Raw genomic sequence first — 19992 nt, 5'->3', positions numbered from 1 at the left:
TTCATCGGCTGAGCGAAATGCCTCAACTGCCCACGAGGCGGAACCCTCAGCGTCGCCATCTGCACCCCGGATCCTGCAGACACGGGGTACACGAAAGCCGAACACACCACCCGCCATGTCAAGAATCCTCTCCGTGGCGTGCCGCCTCGCCTGCGGCTGCGAGGGTGCCTCGCTCCTGTGACGCGGTGCTGGCTCTCCATTCCGGGGCTTCCGAGTCCTCTCGGAACTCGATCAGGTGCTGACCCGCGAAACGCTGGAGTGCTTCGCGGACTTCTGCGGGGCGGACGTAGAAGAATTCGCGGCGGAGGTTGACCCGATTGACGCGGCGGTCCTCGAACTCTTCGTGGAGTTTGCGTTCGAGCCCGACGGCGTCCTCGCTGAAGATCAAGGCATGCACGTCGAAACGGAACGGCACGGAGGCATCCCCGAGTTCGTTGACCCTGTCCATCGGCTCCAGACGCCTGGTCATCCCGATCTTGACCATGCGCTCGCCGAAGGCACCGAGGTTGGAGATGACGTACACGTAGCCAGCGCGGATGTTGGCCTCACGGGCGTCCACCGCAGCCAAAGATGACTCGATCTCGGCGAGCTTGTCCCGCGACTCCGCTGCCCCGGCCTCGTGGCCGGAACCTGAGGCACGCAGCCGGTCCAGGGCCGACTGATAGTGCCGGCGCTCCTTGTCCAGGCGGCTGCGCTCCCGCTCCAGTTCCTTTTGAAGCCTCTCCTCCTCCCGCTGCTGCTCTCGCAGCTCTCGTCGACGTTCCTTCTCCTCCTCCTGCTTGGCGAGATGGTCCGCGGTGAGTTCCAACTCGCGGACGCGCAGCCGGTGGTACTCGTCGGAGATGAGGATGTGCATCGTCGCGCCGAGTCGGGCAATGGTCTGCCGGGACTTCTCTAGCCGGTCGATGAGGGATGCCAGGCGGTGCGGGCGCATGGTCCGTACGGCGTTGTCAGCCTCGGCGTTATAGGCGCGCAGCATGAGCTTGGAGAAGTCGCGCACCATCTTCTTGCCCTCAGTCAGCGACCCGTTGACGTGCCAGTCCGTGGCGGCGAGCACCGCTCCGTTCCTACGGGCCAGCGTCTTGATGCGGTCCTTCAGCGAACTCAACTCGGACTTGTACGCGACGGCGTCCGCCAGCGGATGCCGGTATTCGTAGATGCCCGCTTCCTGGAGCATGGCGGCCTCTTCGGTGTGCACCACCTGGCCGCGGAGTTGGTCCAGGCGCTGCTGGGTCCTCGTCGTCTCCGCCTGGACGTCGGCGACTCGGCGTACCAGATCGTCGTACGCGTGCTGCTCGTCGGCGAGGGCCTGGTGCAGCTGGTCGGAGGCCCGGTCGATCTTGGCGAGCAGCAGCTCGTCCGCCTCCTGGTAGGAAGCGCGAAGCCGTTCGGTGTCGACGATCAGAGTGGCTGCCTCTTCGCCCTGCACACGGGAGAGTTGCTGATGCAGAGCTGCCTTCTCAGCGCCCTGCTGCGCGTGTTCGGCCTGTAAGCGCCGCAACTCGCCCGTCAGACGGTCCACTTCAGCTTCCGCCTGCTTGCGCCTCCGTCCGAAGACGCCCAGGCCGCCGTCGGGCCGGGACGGTGCGGGGGACGAGGCGCCGTATGCGGCGACTGCCGTTGCGGGCTGCGGAACTGCCTGGGCAAGGCCGGCCGCGCGATCAAGGGGCACCCACAGCTGCCAGCCCTCCGGCGGCGCGGGCCATGAAGGGTCCGGCTGCCAGTCGGCGGGCGGCTCCCAGCCCTGCGAAGGCTGAGGCCAGGAAGGTGGCGGATTGAACCGGTACGACAATGAAACTCCCACAACTTCAAGATGGTTGATTCGTGCACCAACTTGCGACATGAGAGAACTTCGAATGGTTGCAGGTGCATCCGAACCGTGACACAGCACTTGCGTCCAATGTGAGTGTCCAGGACGTTGTCGTTTGCGGGGCGTCAACGGAGTCAGCGCGAGGCCGTAGCCAGACTCAGCCTTCCCTGACCCCGTCCACTTTGAGACGTCGGCCCGACTCGCATGACCGAGAATCCAGGCACGAAGATGAGTAGGAAGAGATCTCAGTCGGCCGTGGACGGTCTGAGCCGTACCAGCCCGAAAGCTCGGAATCGGCGGGGGTGCTCTGGCCACCGGCGATTTCAGCTACTCGGCTGCAAACCGAGTAGCAGGGCGGCCTGTTGGAAGGCCTAGCATGCCGCCGTAGTGAGTGGCGAGGGGGAACGCTATGTCCAGCTCTAATGATCAACCACTTGGCGCTTGTGTGGACGGCACGGATTGGTCATCAGCTGCTGGTGTGCCCTTCGATTCCGTAATCAGCAGTGTCAAGCGAGGCTTCGCCGTCAAGGCTCCGGCGTCTGAGGGGTCTTGTGGATCCAGTCAGCCGGGGGCCGTCCGACTCGTGTGGCTCAGGCACCTCGGCCGGGACGGGGCGATTGCCGAACCTGATGAGCAAGCTGATGTCTGGCGAGACGATGTGCCAGACCGCTTTCATCTCCAACCTGGCGACCTGTTGCTATCCGAAGTGGTCTCGGGCCATCCTAAAGCGGTGCATGTCGAGGAGGCCGACCTGCCTGCGGCTGCCGTCGGCAGCATTCTCGTCCTGCGCCCAGTTGATGCTCTGTCCCCGGAGTACGCACGTCTGATTCTCGCTTTCCTGCGCTCCGCGAGCGTCAGCCGTTTGGCAAGAGGCTTGTATGGCCGGATGCGGCTCTCACCCAAGGACCTTTCAGCGCTCGAGCTACCGAAGGCTGACCAAGCGCTCTCGGCCGCCCTTTACGAACTGGACACCGCTGGTCAGCGGATGAGCAGCTGGAGCGCTGAGGCAACGACCCTAGCGGCCTCCGTCTTCGACATGGATGTAAGCCTCGAGGATGCCCGGAGATCCATCATCGAGGCTGGCCAGATCACCCGCCTGCGAGCCGAGGCCGCCTCGCAGTTGGATGATCCCGACTACATCGTGCGCACCCGTTTCCCCTACCCCATCGCATTGCGGTGGCGGGAAGTCGAGGCCCGGATGAGCGCAGACGACCTCGGGCCCGCCTATGAAGCCGTGCTTGAAGCAGCCGAGGCTCTGTTGGCCTACAGCGCCCTGATCGCTGGGGCCCTCGCTCACGAAGCCTCTATCGAACTCAGCTCCGTCGGTGCGCTGCAGCGCAAGCTCTCCAGTGCGCGGGGCGGTCCAGGTCTGGGAGAGTGGACCGCTGTTCTGCAGGAGATCGCCGGAGCGAGGAAGCGGCGAGAGCTGCGCAGGGATCATCCCCTCCACGACCTGGGGGCCCTTCTCAGAAGCGATGAAGCGCAGCAGGCACGTGGCCGGATCGCTGACCGACGGAATGACAAGGCCCACGGGCGCGCACCTGACGTAGTCAATCTTCGCACCGCATTGGAGCAGACCTACCTTGACCTGTCGCGCCTGCTGTCCTGTGCCCGATTTCTCGCTGACCTACCCCTCATCCATGTGACATCTGTGATGTGGGACGCGTTCCAAGGCGAGGCAACCATCAGGCATCGGCGCCTTATGGGCGACCACCCCGTGGTGCCCACGTCGACGATGCAATACCCAAGCAGCACGGTTGAGACAGGAAGCTTGTACGTAGCGGATCGCAACCACCGTCTATACGTACTGCGCCCTTTTCTCACGTGCGAGGTGTGCGAAACGTGCCACGCCTGGTCGACTTTTCATGCGGACAAGGAGAAGGGCAACTTGGTGCAGAAGAGCCTCGAACACGGCCATCACTACCCCTACAGAGCAGACACCCGGGTCCTCCAGCAAGCTGGCCTGCTCTAGCGGAGCGCTTCGCGGCAGGCACTGCGCCGACCCCAGCAGATGTTCACATGAACAAGCCACTGAGACGGATCATCAACGGTTCCCTACAGAGCTTCTTGTGGGCGGTCAGTCGGAGGGGTGTTCACGAGTAGGCGTGGCCAGGCACGATCCCCGCGTCTGAAGATCGTTTCCGATGTGCGAGTGATGGTTGAGTGCGTGTGTTGACCGGATTTGTTGATCAACACGCCGTAACGCTCGACGCGCTTCCCCCACCACGACACCCGTTCCAGCAACCGCTCGCCGAACTCGACATCGATCGCCCGCCGGGCCGGCAGGTGTTCGGCGCCGTAGATCTCCGTCGTCTCGCCGAAAAAATTGCGGTGCCGCCCAAGCGGATCAGCTGATCGGCGGCCGCGCCGAGGGAGGGTTCGCGATGCTCCCCGAGTTGGTGTCGGAGCCCCCGCATTCCATGGCCAGCACGATTTCGCTCGCTGCAACTGGCTCCCGGACTGGTGATGGACCTCAGGCGAGCGTCTCCAGGCCACGGTCTTGCAGCCGCCTAGCTCCTGGTGCCCAGGCGGTGGACAGGGAGATCCGGCCGAGGTGCCCCAACGTCGTGTCAACTCGCATTTCCCCGGGGGCGTCTCGGCAGTACGCCCGGTATACCGGTTACGTGTCTAGCTGATACGTGGTGTGCTGATCTCGTGGCATTCATTATGAAGAACACACCCTCTGCGGGCGCGGAGTCGCCGAGGGCCCTGTTCGAGCTGTTAGAGCGTCGCCCTGGGGCACCGAGCAAGCTCCATCCACGCCAGCGAGGCATCCTGAGCGCTTACATGGAGAAGCCCAGGAGCAAGGATCTGGCGTTCGAGATGCCTACCGGTTCGGGCAAGACTCTGGTGGGCTGCCTTATCGCGGAGTGGCGGCGCGGCAGCATGAGCGAGCGTGTGGCCTACCTGGCACCGACCCGGCAGCTCGCCCAACAGGCCGCAGGCCTTGCAGACCTCTATGGTGTCCCCGCGGTGGACCTCACGGGCAACCACAAGGACTGGGCTCCTCCGGCGGCGCAGCGGTTCAAGCGTGGCCAAGCCATCGCCTTCGCGACTTTCAATGCCGTCTTCAACTCCAATCCAAAGATGGAGCCTCAGGCCCTCATCCTGGACGACGCGCACGCGGCAGAAAGCCCGGTCGCCTCCACATGGAGTGTGTGCATCGAGCGAGATCGGGAGAGCACGACGTATGACCAGGTTGTCGAGGTGCTCACGGAATGCGGGGCCCTTAGCGCTGCCGTCGCCAGGCGTCTTCATCACCGCACCGCGGGCCGCGTCTACCTCGCGGGCGTGGCCGAGACCGCGTTGGCTGCCCCAGAGCTGGAGCGCGTCCTTGAGCACGCGTTGACCTTCGAGCCGAAGTGGCGGTTCGCCTACGGAAAGCTGGGGCACGGCGGGTTGGCAGCCTGCCTGGTCTATGTGAACAGCGACGCGATCTTCATACGACCAGTGATCGCTCCCACCCTGGGGCATAAGCAATTCGAGAACGCTGCCCAGCGCATCTACATGTCGGCCACACTGGGCGACGGCGGAGAGTTGGAACGTTCATTCGGACGACGGCAGATCGAGCGGGTCGACGTGGACCCTGCCGCCCTCCCCCTCGACGACTCGGAAGAGGCCAGCGAAGGTGAGGAGGGCAGCGGCCGACGCTTCTTCTGTTTCCCCGGCCTCACTCCTGGGCTTGGCGAGGACAGGCTTCTGAGCTTCGTGCGCGAGCAGATCGACGCCTTCGGCAAGGCCCTGGTTATCGCCCGCAGCGATGGAGAGCGAAGGAAGTTGGTCGACGCGGTGGCTCCGGCAGGCATGCCGCAATGGACCACCGGTGAGGCGGACGATGCTCCAGACGCCTTCCGCGTGGCGGAGCGCGGGCTTCTGGCCGCCGCCAACCGATACGACGGGATCGACCTTCCCGGCGACACCTGTCGGCTCGTAGTCATGAACGGCTGCCCCGCCGGCGCCCACCTGCAAGAGCGGTTTCTTTACGAGAGCCTAGGGGCCGACGTTGTGCTCAACGAGCGGATCCGCACCCGACTCATCCAGGGAGCGGGAAGGGCTACCCGTGGCAGTGGCGACCGTGCGGCGATCATCATGCTCGGTCGCGACCTGGAGAGCTTCTGCACGACCCAGCTGGACACCATGCCCCACGAGATCCGCGCGGAGATCAACTTCGGACTTGAGCAGGACGAACTCCCGGAGGCGAGGCTGAGAGAGGCCCTCGCCATCGTCTCCGCAGGCGGGGACGATTGGGCCGCGGCGGACCGGTTCATCCGCGACCGTGAAGAGTCCGGCGACCAACCGCGCCGCGCGCCGGGCGGCACGGCCCAGCTGCAAGCTGCGGCTCAGTTCGAGGTCGAGGCCGCCAATGCAGCGTGGCACCGTGACTGGGCGCGGGCCGTAGAACGGGCGCGCAAGGCGATCGAGGCGCTCGCCGGCGGCGACAGCCACTACCGCGCGCTGTGGCAATACCTCGCCGGGGCATGGGCCGTCCTTGCGGCACGAAACGCGAACGATACCCACTGGACAGGGATAGCGGAGCGGCACTTCGCTGATGCCCGCGTCTCTGCGGAAGGGACTCAGTGGCTCAGCGACCTGAATCTCGATGCGAAAGTCTTCCTGGCTCCGGACGGAGCGACCGAGGAAGGTGTGCCAGACCCCTTGGACGAGTGGGTGATCGACGAGATCACCGGCCACCCTCTGCGGGCCAGCATGAAGCGGCTACCGCAGGAGCAGTCGGTCAGGGAAGGGCTGTGGCAGACGGACAGCACCAAGTACGAGCACGGACTTACCTCGCTGGGTGAGCTGATGGGTGCCGAAGTCCTGCAACGCTCCTCCGCCCACTCCGAGCCCGACGCCGTGTGGATGTTCGGCGACCACTTCTGGCTCGCGATCGAGGCCAAGTCCGAAGCCACAGGCCCGAAGGTCGCCGCCAGGCGGGTACGCGAGGCACTGACCCACCTGAACTACGCGGCGGGGGCTACCCATCGCGAAGTCCCGGAAGGTTCGGTGACCCTGCTTGTCACCCCGCAGACGGAGGTGGCTTCGGACGCCGCGCTGGTCGCCACGGGCCGCCCTCTGTTCCTCGTGCCGCCCGAACCGCTCCAACAGGTGGCGGAGCGGCTGCTAGCCGCTTGGGACGCAATCCGAGCCGGGACCAGCAAGCTCGCGCCGGCCGACGCCCGGCCCTTCGTCGCAGACATCCTCAGCAAGCGGCAAGCGCTCCCCAGTCAGTGGCTCGCTCTTGTGACCATCCGTCGGGTCGCCGAGGCGTAACGCGAGGCCCGCTACGGCGCGCTCGGGGTTGGTATTTCGCAGAGTCCGTGCGTGCGGCTGACGGCTGACGGCTGACGGCTTGGAACGTACCGGCAGGGCGAGCTACTTGACCGAGCGCCTCGGTTGTCCGGCTCACCCGCATGGAGATGCGGTCATTCAGGGGACGATGGACAGGTTGAGCGTTGCCGGAGCAGTTACGTGCCGACCCTCGCCCTTGAAGGTCGTGAAGGTGAGTCCGAACAGGAGACGGTTCATCTCCTCACTGGTGAGCCCGAGTTCGGCCGCCACGGACCCTGGGCGAACATGCTTGGAACGCAGCGCGGCGAAGACCTTCGTCAACACCTGAGACGTTTCGCGCTGGCCCATGCCCTGCGGCTCGCCGGATCGGTACCCCAACCGGCTCAGTTCGGCGCATGTGGAGCGGTACTGCCAGTCGGAGAGCAGCCCCAGGTCGTGCATGCGGTAGGTCAGCGCCATCGCCGAGACGTTCCAGATCTGCTTTCCGCGGAGGATCTGATCGACGTGTGCGCCTGAGGGCATGTGCCCCAGCACGCTCGCTCGAGGCATTAGGAACGAGGAGGCGAACTCGTTCGCTTGCCGTTCAGCCTCGGGGCCCGAGCAAGCGTGCTCGCTACCGTGCATGACGAGATGGCCCAGTTCGTGGGCTGCGTCGAAGCGCCCCCGCTCCGCAGACTTGAGCGTGTTAAGGAACACAAACGGAACGCCGTCGCGCCACACCGCGAACGCGTCGACCTCAGCATGATCGGGATCGAGCGAGAAGACCCGGACTCCGTGTGCCTCCAGAAGGTGCACCATGTTGGGCGCCGACGCTTCCCCGAGACCCCAGCCGGTGCGAACCATGCCAGCGGCTGTCTCCGGGTCAGGCTTCCCAAGTGACGGAACGTTCACTGCCGGGAGGCGGAATCTATCCTCGATCCACTCGTACAGCATTGCGCCCAGCGTGCCGGCTGCTCGCGCAGCCTCGAGGACCCTGGCCGATGTCTTGCTGCGCGCCCGCCAGGAGATGCCCTCGGCCGGGAGCTCGTCCAGCGCAGGGCCTTCGAAGAAGGCGGCAGGAAAGTCCAGTGCTGAGGCGATCTTGGCGAGGGTGTCGGGACGTGGTGCGGTGCGTCCTGTCTCGTAGTTTGACAGGCTCTGCAGTGACACCGTGGCTCGGTCCGACAGCTCGGCAAGGGTGAGGCCCCTGCGCTTGCGGGCCAGTGTGATGCGGGACGGGGTCACCATGTGCGCTGCCTCAGTTATTGGTGGTGCACGGTGGGGCGACAGGATTCAGTGCCCCACCGACGGGCCTCAGCGGAAGTCGACGGGGATGTCGATCTCCTCGGACCCATCATCGTTCACAGGTTCGATTCCGTCCATCACCAGGGCAGGAAGCGGAATTCGCTTCCCCCATTCGGCCACAAACCCATCCTGGAAGCTACTCGGCTGCGACAGCTCGCAGTCGATCCGGACCGTGTCACCCATCTTGGTGCGGTAGGACAGCAAGAACCACGTCTTCAGAGCGAAGGCCTCTTCTTCGCTCAACGCAACCCCGTCAGGGCCGACACCAGCTACGAACAGAGCCGTCTGTACGTGCGGGGCCCCTTCGCCGGCGTTGGCGCGAGTGACCATGTCGGTGGCGGGTCCGCGTCGGCGCGCGTTCTTCGGGAACAGGCTCGCCTGCCCCGTCGCGGCGTCGCCCACCATCACGCCCATCGCAACCGATCGATCAGCGTTGCAAACGAGTTCGAGCCGACCGTGAATAAGTCTGGCCCACCCCTCCTTCTCGATGTGCAACTCGCGGATGGTCCGTACATGCGCCTCATAGGCTCGTCGACCCGCCGTTCCCGTTGGATCATTGGGGACGGCAGTGCGCCTTGCGGCCTCGCCCACCCGCAGCACGTCATGCAAGAACTCCAGCCTGGTCCCCAGGCCGCCCAACTGGGCCCGTACGTCGTCGGGTTCAGGGGACGGCTTCACGAGGGACAGGGTCAAGGGGACCTCCAAGATTCGGCAGCAAGCTTATAAATACTCTACCTCAAATGAGGTGCAAGTCTTATAAGGGTTTCGTGGTTGGAGGCTCCCTTGGGCGCGGGGACCCGGGGAAGGGTGGAGGGGAGTTGCCCGAGCGGGCGCGACGACCTGGAGGGGGCGGTCCGGCGACTACGCGGCACGGATGCACCGCCCGGGCCGGTACGCCTGGCCGACCTGCTCGTCGACCTCGTCCGGCAGCGGCTCATCGAGGCCGTGCGGGGTGACCACCGACTCCGATCCGGCCTTGGGACCGCATTTCGGGGATGTGCGGGCTGTAGCCGATGAGCTGGCGGTGCACCAAAACACCGTTCGCCAGCGGCTCTGGAAGGCTACCGACTTGTTCGGCGTCGACCTCGATGCCCCAGCCCAACGCCTGGTGCTGGAACTGGAATTGCGGGCGACCGAGCTCCCAGGCCCAGTAGTGATGTCCTGCGCTATAGGGGCGAGCCTTGGGGGTGCCGGTGGATCCAGGACAGGCCACCAAGGTCGAGGTGTTGGCGGGCGCGGGTGACGGCGACGTAGGAGAGTCGGGCTTCGCCGAGGTCGATCGGCCCGGGTAGAGGTTTGCCGTGCTCGTCCTGGCTATCCTCGTCGTCCGGTGGTGGGGTGAAGTCTTCGGCGATGCGGATCGATGGCCACTCCCGCCCCTTCGCTTTATGTGCGGTGGAGATGGTGATCTCGGCGCGGTCTTCGTGAGTCAGCTCGTCGACGGCGGTGAGGATGGCCTCGGCGCCGTGCTCGTCAACGAGGTCCACCAACGGCGCGAGGTCGCGGCCGGAGGGGTCGTTGGCGGCGTAGTCCTGCAGTTCGCCCCAGGAGCGGAAAAGGATGAGTTCAGGGTGGGTGGTCCGGCGTCCGGACTTCAGGTCCCTCGCTGCGACGGCTAGTGCTTGCAGAGCCCCTCCTCCGCCGACGAGCGCGACGCGTTTGCCGGCGTCGAGATGGTGCAAAACTTCGATCATGGCGCCGACGTTGGTGCGGCACAGCACGGCAGCGGGCGACGAACTGCTCGCGCTGACCGTGGTCTTGATGTCCGGAGTTCCCGTGAGGCGGATGGGGGCTTCGGCGATGGTGAGCCACCTGTTGGCTTCTTCCGCAAGACGGGGACCGAATCGGAAGGAGCGTGAGAGGTGCAGGTGGGTGCCGTCAAAGCCGGTCATGACATCGCGGGCGCCGCGCCAGCCGTAGATGGCTTGTGCTGAGTCCCCGACCATCACTAGCTGGGCGTGATCGCGTTGGTCGTGGAGGACCTTCTCCAAGACGGGGTTGGTGTCCTGGGCTTCGTCGAGGAGGAGGAAGTCGACGGGGATCCGGGGTTCTGCGAGGGCCCAGATCTTCAGGTAGTGGTCGTGTTCGAAGCGGACGATCCCTTCGTCGGTCTGCTGGAGGTCTTCCCAGGCCTTACGGGCGTACGGCAAGACCAGTTCTGCCAGTTCCGCTCGTTCTTCCGGTGCTTCGATACCGCGCAGGGACGGCACATGGCGTGCTGTCAGTTCGGGGTCGGACGAATGGCAGAAGCCGGTGACCGTCTGCAGCATGCTGTGGGAGAGCGCTCGCGTGCTGACATCCCGCGCTCCGATGCGGGTGCCCTTGCTGATGCCCAGGCTCTGACCGATGCGCCAACTCGCTGTCCGGGGTGCGTTCATGCGCGATAGGTACTTGTGTCCCACTGCCGCGAAGGCCAGGGAGTGGGCGGTCTTGCACAACACGTGGCGGGGAAAGGTGCGGGCTGCCGCCGTGGCGATGGCCTTGTTGAAGGCGATGTAGCGGCCGCGGCTGGTGACGCTGTTAGCCAGCATCACCAGAGTGGTCGTCTTCCCGGTACCCGCGCCGGCCTGCAAGGCGAGGTGCTGGCCGTCGCGGAAGGCATCGACGGCAGCGGCTTGTTCGTCGGTGGGATCCAGCATGCGCGATGTTCCAATCGAAGCGACAAGAGGTGGACCGCTGACCGCGCGCCTTGGAGATGGCGCGCACACTGACCGCCGCAGTCACGCACTGCTCAGAGATTTGGTGTCAGTGCTCCATGGCTGAAGACAGCACAACGGGGTCGTGCACTGGGGAAGGTGGCAGCCAGTCAGGCCACTTCTGTCGCGACTCAGCCGTCGTGTCACTCTCACGCAGCACGGGAAATGCTCACGTGTTCCCGTAGGCGAGTACGCGTTCGCGTCGGGTCATCACTTCGGGCAGAACCGTCTGCCCCGTAAGCGAGGGAGAACTACCCCGACGAAGCCGCTAGCCGGCTGGTGGCCTGGGTGGCTGGTGATCGTCGCAGAGATGGGACAGCAGAGCGCCCACTGGAGAGCCAAGAGCGTGGGCGAGCGCGTGCCAGGTCTTCAGGGTGCCGATGGTGCGCCCTTGCTCGATCTCGATGAGTGTGCGCCTGGCCAGGCCGCTACGTTCGGCAAGTTCGTCGTATGTCCAGCCGCGCTCCGCCCGCAGGCGCGAGAGCTCCAAGCGCATCGCTTCGAGGTCCGGCTCGGGCGGGAAGATCGTCACTCAGTAATCGGACGGTGCAGACCCCTGCCCTGTCAGTGCAGACTTCTGCCCTATCTGACACGACTTCAGTCAGCTTCCGCGTAGGGCAGAGGTCTGCACTACAGTGCCGCCGCCCGCTGGTAACCGCAGCGCAGACCTGCCCAAAAAGGAGGGTGACCGGTGACCGCCACAGTGCCGGCCTCAGTGACGCCGCCACCTCGCGTGTGGACTGTCGAGGTTCTTCCACACTGCGGTTCGACGAGATTGAGATGCACGAGTTGCGGCCCGCTCAGTCGGCCGCCGGGAACAGCCGGACCGCGGCAGGGTGCACTGAGACACCTGGCAGAACACGCACGTAGCAGCTGGCTACCGCCCCACCTGCGCACGTGTCGATGTAGGGAAGGGGGCTGCCACTGGCATGCACGTCATCGCGGCTGCGGAGGAGACATCATCCTCGCGCTAACCCAGTGCCCACGGTCCTGGCGCCTCGCAGACGCTTGCCGCCAATGTGCGAGCGCTACGGTCGCCACCGCCCGCGTCGATGAGCCACGCGCCGCCTCGTACGCAGCGCCATCCACTACGGCTCCTCGAATCTTGCCCTGGGATGCCGAAGAGGCGGACACATGGTGGACGGTTCCGGAGGAAGACCAAGTGCCGGAACTGGGATAGTCATGGAAGCTGCACGCACAAGCCCAGTGGGGTTTTCAGGTCGCTTTGACCAGCGAAGTACGGTTTTCACACCAGAGGTGGCTTGTCGTCGGTCATGATGGACCGGACATGTCTACCAGCTTCGCACTCTGACGGAACACGCGCAGCATTGCTGTGCGTGCTGCCGGGATTGCTGTGTCAGGCGTCGCCCTCGCCACAGGGCTGCATCATGCGACTACGGACACGTCCCTATCTCCGGGGGCGCTAGCATTCGCGGCACTCGTTCTCTCCGTCAGTACCTACCCGGTCCTCCGTGTCAGAGCGCGCGGCAAGAGCGTTCGCTCTCGCCCTCGTTCAGGCACTGATGCCTGCCTGGCTGGAGATCACCGGAACACAGATCCCACCCGCTGCTCTGGACGACCACCTGCGCCTGCCTGCTGCGGTTCACCACGATCTGCTGGCCATGTCTGCACTGAACTTCATGGCGGCCCTGGCGCTGATTCACGCACTCAGCGCCGCCTCGGATCTGCCCGCGCGGCTCTCCTGTGCTGTCGCGGCCACTGCACACCGTTGCCGGGATCGCCTGCTTCACATCATCGGCCTGACCCTGGGGCTGAGCGGCGCCTTGCCGCTGCAGCCCCCGCGTCCGCCGTTGCCGGCCGTGGTATACCCGCGGCCACCGGCTCTCACCGGCCTGCTCCATCGCGTACAACCCTGCGCTCCGTAAGCACGCGGCACTCCACCACCCCCACCCTTCGGGCCCGCTCGCATCAGAGTGCGCCCTGCTCACTCACACTGGAGTTCCGCTCATGTCCATGTATCTCACTGAGGCGAGCGAGGCAGTTCCAAGCTTCCTAGCGGGCCGCCAAAGCCACGGTTCGGATCACTTCGTCCAGCCAGCTGCTTCACGCGGAACACCGCACGTTCAGAGGCGCAGAATGGGACCGTCTAATAAGGAGCACCAGAAATGGTCCCGAGCGTCAGGACGATGCATCCACTTTGGTGGACATACCGGGTGGTACTGGGGTCAACATGCGGCCGTTGACGTCCGTGTTAATCGCATACTCGATTTCGCGGACAGCCTTGATCACCTCCTGGCCGAGCGTGGTGGGTGTCTTGGTACGTCGCCCCCGACTAGACCTTTCCAGTAGACGACCGGAAAGATCGTCTTCGAGCTGGTTGAGGTACTCCCACATCACGCGCGGGTTGAGGTGAAGAGCCCTCGCAGCACTGGTGAGATCTGGATAATCAGGAAGACTGGCGAAGATCTGGAGGCGCTTCCAGGCGGCGTACCCAGTCAAAGCTGGTTTGAGGAGGGCAGGCATGACGTCGAGTCGACCACGCAGCTCCGGGGAATGAACCACGGAACTGTTGGCGGGGATGCTATATGCCCTCGCCCATTTGTTGATAGCGGAGCTACTGAGGCCAGCGCTCTTGGCCAGCTCGACAAGGGTGTGGCCCTTGATGACGTGTTGCTCGTAGAGCCACTCGCGGCTGACCTTGGAGGGAGTCGTTTGACGAGGCACATCGATGCCGCACTCTTTGGCGAGCTTGCGGAAAGTGCGCCAGCGAATACCGAGACGCTGACTGATCTGCGTGAACGCAAGGTTCTCCTCCGAGCACAGGCGGATCAGAGCATCCTTGGTCGTGTCATTGACTGGACTGACGCTGGGTCCAGGCAACGAGCCTTCGCCCTTGCGAGCGTGCCGCGCAGGGAGCGGCGAGGCATCGAGCAGGCACCGGACGACGGCCAAGCTGGTGCCCAGCTCAGCAGAGGCCCCGCTAGGGGATCGGCCGCCGAGCAGGAGTTGGTGCAATTCGCTGACGTCGATGAGCCGGACATCGTGCCCGGGAAGAGCCAAGTCGTCGAGCATGCTCAGGGAGGGCTGCCAGACAACCGGCTCGCTCGTGATGCCATGGCGGGCGAGGAAGTCACGGCCAGCCTCATCGAGAGCTGCCGCCAACTCCGGGAAGCGCATCATGGTGAAGTCAGCAAGGTCGTTGCGGAACCTCGTGTCCTTTGGGACGGCAGGGGCTGATTCGCCGGGTAGGCCGCTGAGGCGGCTGAACAGGTAGGCCCGGGCGATCATGGCTCTGCGTCCCTGTCCACCGCTAGCCCCCGTGGTGCGACAGATGGCCTCCCATTGTTCGTCGGGAAGCAGATCGCTGTAGTCCAGGCTGCGGCGCACGCGGTAATCGATGGGGGGTGGGTTGTACACAACGTGATCGGCGAAACGGGTCAGCGCTGCGCTGATCTGCGGCCAATTCGGACTTCTGCCAAGCAGCGCGAGGATGCGGCTGATGTCGTGCGAAGGAATGGCTACGCCGAGTTCAGCAACCACGGAGTTGACGTCGAGGCGAGTGCCTGTCAGAAGCACGCAGATCGATAACGCAGCACGAAAGAAGCTGTGGCCGGTCTTTCCGGGCGACAGTCGTGCTGCCCAGGATGGCCAGAACTGGCTGGGTGTGGAGCGAGAGAGGGCATGTGCTCGATCTGGGTCCCTGGCGGGATGAGACGGAAGCGGCGCTGCGGTCCGGTAGCGCAGGTGCTCCATTGGCTGCAAGTCGTCTTCGAGTGACACAAGTTGAGCGCCGAGCAGGGGTGGGGTGGTGTCCTTGCCCCATGCGCCGACGTTGGAGGCGGTCACGTTCATGCCGCGCTGCCGGGCTTCAGTGGTCAACCAGCGCAACGCCCTTCCAGCTTGCCGAATGTCGGCGGCGGCGAGGATGTCAGCGGCTGCTGTAACGCCGGCCGCAGCGACAACAGCGTGGGAAGGCGCCATGAACCCCGGCCGGGCCTCAGCCCTGCCGGGTCCACGGGGAACGGGCACGTGAGCACGGGCCTGGTGATAGTCAGTCAGCAGGTCGTCGGGCAGCCGCCGTGTCAGTTCGTCCGCGCTGGCGTCAGCCAAGGCCCGTGCGGCAATTGCCTTCAGATCGGCCAGGGCCTGCGCGGGCCTGACCGGGTGACTGGCGTAAATGCCGAAGGAAACCGTGTCAGAGCGAATGATCTTCCAGACATACTGCTGGGCAAGTAGCGCTGGGTGCCCTTCAGTTAGTGGGAGACAAGATGCCTCTCGCAGATCAGCCCCGCAGCGTTGGCGCCGGGGATTCGTCTTTCCCGGATTTGGACAGTGTCCTGGCTGGACTGGCACAAGACGAGGATGAGGGCGGTAACGCTGCATTCTCCCACATCCGGGACACGCATCAGCAAGCAGACAACTATGACGCGCGCAGGCGAAGGACCAGCCCAGTCGCCAAGTCAACTGCCAACGCCCTCCATCTTCCGACAGGCAGGACGGACAGTATCTTGAGCCGCCACCACGTCCCCAGATCACACGCCGTCGGACGCGGCCGGTGACAGGATCGATAAGAAGGGCCCGTTCGTCGTAGCAAGCCAGCGTCATCGCGGTGACGGTGTTCGGGTCGAGACCGGACACCCGGGCGATTCTTTCGATCTCGTGAGATTGCAGCATCACCGTCCATTCGAACTCTTCGCTCTTATTGCTGTGTTTAGGCGGTGACAGACCGAGCTGCGGCAATAGTTCGCCGAGCGTGACGTGCAGTCTGTGGGCCAGCGCTTCGAACCAAGAATCCAAGGCCTCCCCCGGAAGCGGAGCCACACGGATCGGGAAAGTCCGAAGCTCGTCGTTCATGCGGCTTTCCGCCGCTTCGGCGTGGGACGACTCTTCAATTTGCCAGTTTCGAAGGCTAGTTGGAGCTCTCGGCGCGCCCCTTCGGAAGCCGCGTCGTTCTGCCAGTGCGTACGGCTTTCTGGCAGCCGCGGTTGATCAAGGTCATGAGCGAGCCGATGTGGCCGGTGCTCCGGGCGAATAGGTAGTCGGAAAGATCGTCCGCGATCATTCCGGGGTACCTGTCAGCCAGCACAAGGCGTTGCTCGACAGCCAGCAACATGGCGCGCCAGTCGCGCCGTCCCTGTTCGGTCTGGACAGTGAACGGTTCCATGCCGAGCTGGGTGGTACGGCGTCCCGTTTGAGCCAGGACTGCGTCCTCGAAGTCCTCGCCCTCGTTGAACAGTCCGCGTGTCTTCAGCCCGACACCGATCATCAGCAAGGTCACGGGGAACTCGTTCGCGATGTACTTGAAGTGGTTGCTGACTTCGACTCCGGACCGGTTCCTCCAGTGAAGAAAGTGTAGGTCGTCGACGATCAGGAGCTTGGCTTCGCAGGACAGTACGCAGTCCAGTGCTCGGTAGCCGAAGTCTGCGGCGGTGCCGCGGAAGCGGCCCGGGTGTCCGTAGAACTCCAGGATCGCGCGATTAAAGTCGCGCATCCCAGTATTGGCAGTCAGCCCGACTCGACACACCGGCCAGCGCTCGAAGCCGGCTTCAGTGAGCTCGCCGGCTTCGGCGATCTCCCTGCGGTGGAGCCTCTTGGCGAACGCCAGCGCAGACGTGGTCTTTCCCAGGCCAGGAAAGGCGTCCAGCGCAATGCTGCTCTTCACCTTGTCACCGTCATGATCGTTGCTGTCGAAAATGTCCCACAAGTCCTCGAGCAGCGCCTCCATTTGTGGTGTCTGAAGCGGGCCGATGTTCGCATGCCACTTGCGGCGACTGCGATCGTATTCAGTGCGAGCCCCCTCCCCCAAGTCTCCGAGCTGACGACGCGACAGCACCTCAGGCTGGGGCCGTGGCGAGGCCTCGGCCAGCCGCCTGAGACCCTCCTTACGGGAAAGAGTCAGGTGGTCCAGCTTCTCCCGTAGGCCGTCTGCAGGATCAGTTTGGTGGCGGTTAGTCATCGATGTCCTCTAGCGCGGTCGCATAGAAGTCGTCCTCATTCGCCAGGTCTTCGGACTCCGCTGCGTCGTCGTCCCCGTCCTCAATCTCGGAGGCTTGCTTCGGACTTGCTTGCGGCGTCTCCTCGGCGTCGCCCAAGGCTCGGCGGACGGAGGGAAGAGAAGCGACGGTATCCTCGGCAGTTTCGGGCAGCCTGAGACCCTCCTCCTCGCGCGACAGCCGAAGCGCCATGCGCCGCTCCGCGGGCGTGGTCCCCAGCCCCGCATTCCAACGCTCCAGCAGGTCGGCGACCGCGAGCCGGTCATCGGGATAGCGGTACTTTTTCGCCGCAAGCTTGCGGGCGAAGGCCAAAGCCTCCTCACTCAGAGGCGTTTCTACTACCGCCGCGTGCTCCCAGGTCAGCCGGTGCCACACCCGTTCCTGGTCCCGGAAGTAGATCGTCGTGATGTCATCGGGGTTGGCCTGGAAGGGCCAGTGAATGTGCTTCCCCTGGTATGTGTAGGGGCTCTTTGTTCCCGGACGCGGCAGACCAGGGCCGCGGTAACGACGGCCATCGATCTCGATGCCATAGTGCTGGATCGTCCGCCACCTCGTCGGCAGGAACTCGAATCCGAGGTCGCGATCCCGGGGGACTTCGATGTAGCCAGCCCGCGCAATGCCGTGCTCGAACATCTGCGCCGGAGACATTCGAAGCCCCGGCACCCGTGGGTCGACGAGACTGGAGTGCGGTCGGCAGTGGTACTTCGTCGCGATCCACTCCCGGATGATCGCCTCCAACTCGTCCAGGAAATAGAAGGCGTCACCTTCCGGATTCTCCCCTCGGGAGTGGATATCCGGGCCCTTATAGCCGGGTAGAGCCTGCAACAGGCTCTCGCGCAGTGTGCGGAAGAACCGCTCCACGGGCCCCTTGTCCCGCCCCGTCCGCAGCCGCGCAGGTTGGATCGAGATGCCCATCCGGCGGCAGACACTGTTGAGATGATCCGAGACGTAGACCATGCCATGGTCGACCACCAGCGTCTCCGGCGCGATTGGCGGCGACGCCAGACCGATCCCCTCGACAGCGACATCGACCAGCGCGATGCGCGGGATGCCGTGCTCGGGCCAGACCGCCCCGCGCGGCCAGTCCTCACTGAACGGTCGAGGCCGGAAGGACTCGAACAGAACCTTCGCGACATCCACGGCCTTCGTGGACACTGGAGTCAACCTCACCCCGGTGATGCAGCGGGTATACCAGTCCATACCGACACTCAGCTCAGCCTGTACCCACCGCAACGTGAACGGATCGAACGCGAACACATCCAACCGCGTGGAGTCCATCAACAGGTACTCACCCGGCCTCGTGGGCCGTAGCTTCCCGTAAGGGCCCTTAGGCCGGTCGGCGATATCCCGGTTCCGCTTCGTGCTCAGGCGGAACAGCGGATGCTTCCGCTCCAGATCCCCCAGGATGCGAAACGCCGTCGCCCTACTCGGCTGCGGCACCACATCCGGACCGAACCGCGCGGTCACCCGAGCCCGTGTCCGCTCGATAACCATCGTCCGAGACGGCCGCGACTCGTCGGTGTGCTCGACCATCACCTCGAGCGCCGTCTCCACCCACCGCATGTCCGCCGACGTCGCAGGACCGGACCCGGAGCTCTTCCGGGGGGCCAGCCCAGCCTCACCTCGGTCACGGAAGGCGCCGATCCACCGCTCGATAGTGCGGACAGTGACACCGATTTCTGCCGCCTTGGCGGCTTTCCTGGCCTCCATCGGCGCATGTGGTGCGTACTTATCTCGCGGCTCTCCGCCGACCGCCAACTCCTGGCTGCCCGACCGATAGCCCGTCAGCACTTCCCGGATGTGGTAGGCCCGCTCGGCCGTCAGCTCACGTTCTTCGTCGTTGAGCTGATCCAACACCACCGAAGCGACCTCATCCGGGTCTCCTCCCGAAGGGCCGGGACCGTCGGGGACGACGCGAGCGCGGTCGGAGAAGAGGAGTTCCTTCAGCGACAGACGCTGGACTCGTCCGCGCGCATCCTTCAAAACGACCTCGTTGCCCGCGGTTGTCGCCGCCAACTCGACCACCTCGACGGCCTCGCCGTCGTAGAGGAACCGCGTCCCGACACCGACCCGCGTACCAGCACTGCTCACGCCGACCTCCGCAGCACCGTCGAGGGCCGCAGTGGGCAGGTGAGCTCAACGCGAAGCTCGTTCTTCCAGAGGAGGTGGTGGATCGCGGCCCGAACCCGTTCCTCCTCGCAGCCGGGAACACACCGCGCAGCATCCCTCAAAGTGACACCGTCAAGAGCAGCTCGCCGTACTTCCTGAAGGAGCTCACGGCTGAACAACCAGTCGCGGCGGTACCCGGCCAAAAAGCGGACGTTCTCCAACTCCGTTTCCGGCGGCTCGCTCCACACCTCGTAGCGCCACCCACGAGACTCAACGACTCGACGCGTCCACTCGAACGTAGAGGCCACCACCGGCTGTTCTAACCGTCGGCGCGGCTTCACATCCACGACGACCGGGCCGTGCTCCGTCACCAGGAAGTAGTCGGGAATGTGTTTTCGGACTCTGCCCTCCACCACGACCTTGAGCAGGAAGGGCTGGGCCACGATGTCGCGTACCGAAGGGTCAAAGTCGGCGAACAGTAGCCGCGCAAGTTCCAAGCGCGATTCGTAGATCACGTGATCCTGCATCGTGGCAGCCCAGTACGTGCCCGAGTAGTGCTTCTGCCCCTTGTGCCAGCGGAATGTCCGCCACGGTGCAGCAGACCGGAGCGATGCCTCCGCCACCGAATCCCAAGACCGGACCTCAACATCACCGCTTAGCCTTCGGAAGCTAACCTCGGCCTCCACGCGCACCCCCAGGTCGAACTGCCCTCCACGGCCACGGTGCAGCTGTCAGCAGACCTGCGAAGGCATACCGTCACGCCTTCACCTAAACGAGTGAGTGCCACGACCTGCGAGTCTCAGCGGTTCGTCGCATCCGACAGTGGTCCGACATCGGCCGTGAGATTCCG

Annotated in this window: 14 protein-coding genes; 5 read left to right on the top strand and 9 right to left on the bottom strand. The window is 64.7% G+C overall.

The features are described from left to right. Positions 1-118: 118 nt before the first annotated feature. Positions 119-1522 carry an SNIPE associated domain-containing protein gene (locus MMA15_RS14090; protein WP_241059957.1) on the bottom strand — a complete coding sequence of 468 codons (1404 nt, stop codon included), beginning with the start codon at positions 1520-1522 and terminating at the stop codon, positions 119-121. Positions 1523-2540: 1018 nt separating this feature from the next. Here MMA15_RS14090 and MMA15_RS14085 point away from each other — a divergent pair. The 3 genes from MMA15_RS14085 to MMA15_RS14075 all read left to right on the top strand — a co-directional run bounded on the left by MMA15_RS14085 (position 2541) and on the right by MMA15_RS14075 (position 7081). Then, on the top strand, positions 2541-3782 hold the full coding sequence (locus tag MMA15_RS14085) for a restriction endonuclease (RefSeq protein WP_241059955.1): 1242 nt from the start codon (positions 2541-2543) through the stop codon (positions 3780-3782). A 200-nt stretch (positions 3783-3982) separates the two neighbouring features. Further along, on the top strand, positions 3983-4165 hold the full coding sequence (locus MMA15_RS14080; RefSeq protein WP_241059954.1) for a hypothetical protein: 183 nt from the start codon (positions 3983-3985) through the stop codon (positions 4163-4165). Between the two features lie 312 nt (positions 4166-4477). Continuing rightward, complete coding sequence (locus MMA15_RS14075) at positions 4478-7081, top strand: DEAD/DEAH box helicase (protein ID WP_277401066.1); 2604 nt, start codon at positions 4478-4480, stop codon at positions 7079-7081. 156 nt (positions 7082-7237) lie between these two features. Here the strand turns inward: MMA15_RS14075 and MMA15_RS14070 are convergent, their stop codons facing one another. Beyond that, positions 7238-8326: a helix-turn-helix domain-containing protein gene (locus MMA15_RS14070; protein ID WP_241059950.1), complete on the bottom strand. Its 1089-nt coding sequence runs from the start codon at positions 8324-8326 to the stop codon at positions 7238-7240. Positions 8327-8392: 66 nt separating this feature from the next. Beyond that, positions 8393-8878, bottom strand: a complete 486-nt coding sequence (locus MMA15_RS14065; RefSeq protein ID WP_241059948.1) for a hypothetical protein — start codon at positions 8876-8878, stop codon at positions 8393-8395. Between the two features lie 457 nt (positions 8879-9335). On the opposite strand from MMA15_RS14065, the gene MMA15_RS14060 reads away from it, so the two are divergent. Beyond that, the gene (locus tag MMA15_RS14060) at positions 9336-9626 is read left to right on the top strand and encodes a helix-turn-helix domain-containing protein (protein WP_241059946.1); all 291 of its coding nucleotides are present in this window, start codon (positions 9336-9338) and stop codon (positions 9624-9626) included. On the opposite strand, the gene MMA15_RS14055 is transcribed toward MMA15_RS14060, so the two are convergent. Together MMA15_RS14055 and MMA15_RS14050 are read right to left on the bottom strand one after the other, a co-directional pair. Further along, entirely contained in the window at positions 9550-11022 is a 1473-nt protein-coding gene (locus MMA15_RS14055) for a UvrD-helicase domain-containing protein (protein WP_241059945.1), read from the bottom strand. The two genes, MMA15_RS14060 and MMA15_RS14055, sit on opposite strands and share 77 nt — an antisense overlap. Before the next feature lie 325 nt (positions 11023-11347). Beyond that, a complete protein-coding gene (locus tag MMA15_RS14050) occupies positions 11348-11611 on the bottom strand; it encodes a helix-turn-helix transcriptional regulator (RefSeq protein WP_241059943.1) in 264 nt (87 codons plus the stop codon). A 940-nt stretch (positions 11612-12551) separates the two neighbouring features. On the opposite strand from MMA15_RS14050, the gene MMA15_RS14040 reads away from it, so the two are divergent. Next, positions 12552-12965 (top strand): hypothetical protein, encoded by a 414-nt coding sequence (locus tag MMA15_RS14040; protein ID WP_241059941.1) that lies wholly within the window; start codon positions 12552-12554, stop codon positions 12963-12965. Positions 12966-13218: 253 nt separating this feature from the next. On the opposite strand, the gene MMA15_RS14035 is transcribed toward MMA15_RS14040, so the two are convergent. From MMA15_RS14035 to MMA15_RS14020, 4 genes are all read right to left on the bottom strand, one after another. Then, positions 13219-15894, bottom strand: coding sequence for a TniQ family protein (locus MMA15_RS14035; protein ID WP_241059939.1), 2676 nt, complete (start codon positions 15892-15894; stop codon positions 13219-13221). Positions 15895-15949: 55 nt separating this feature from the next. Then, on the bottom strand, positions 15950-16765 hold the full coding sequence (locus tag MMA15_RS14030) for an ATP-binding protein (protein ID WP_241059937.1): 816 nt from the start codon (positions 16763-16765) through the stop codon (positions 15950-15952). Between the two features lie 223 nt (positions 16766-16988). Then, a complete protein-coding gene (locus tag MMA15_RS14025; RefSeq protein ID WP_241059935.1) occupies positions 16989-19124 on the bottom strand; it encodes a TnsB C-terminal domain-containing protein in 2136 nt (711 codons plus the stop codon). Then, positions 19121-19765, bottom strand: coding sequence for a TnsA-like heteromeric transposase endonuclease subunit (locus tag MMA15_RS14020; protein WP_241063184.1), 645 nt, complete (start codon positions 19763-19765; stop codon positions 19121-19123). The genes MMA15_RS14025 and MMA15_RS14020 overlap by 4 nt, the downstream gene beginning before the upstream one ends. Positions 19766-19992 lie beyond the last annotated feature (227 nt).

The sequence above is a fragment of the Streptomyces marispadix genome, assembly GCF_022524345.1.
Lineage (GTDB): Bacteria > Actinomycetota > Actinomycetes > Streptomycetales > Streptomycetaceae > Streptomyces > Streptomyces marispadix.
The sequence above is the reverse complement of the archived record's forward strand: the minus strand, read 5'-3'. Positions and strand labels throughout refer to the sequence as shown.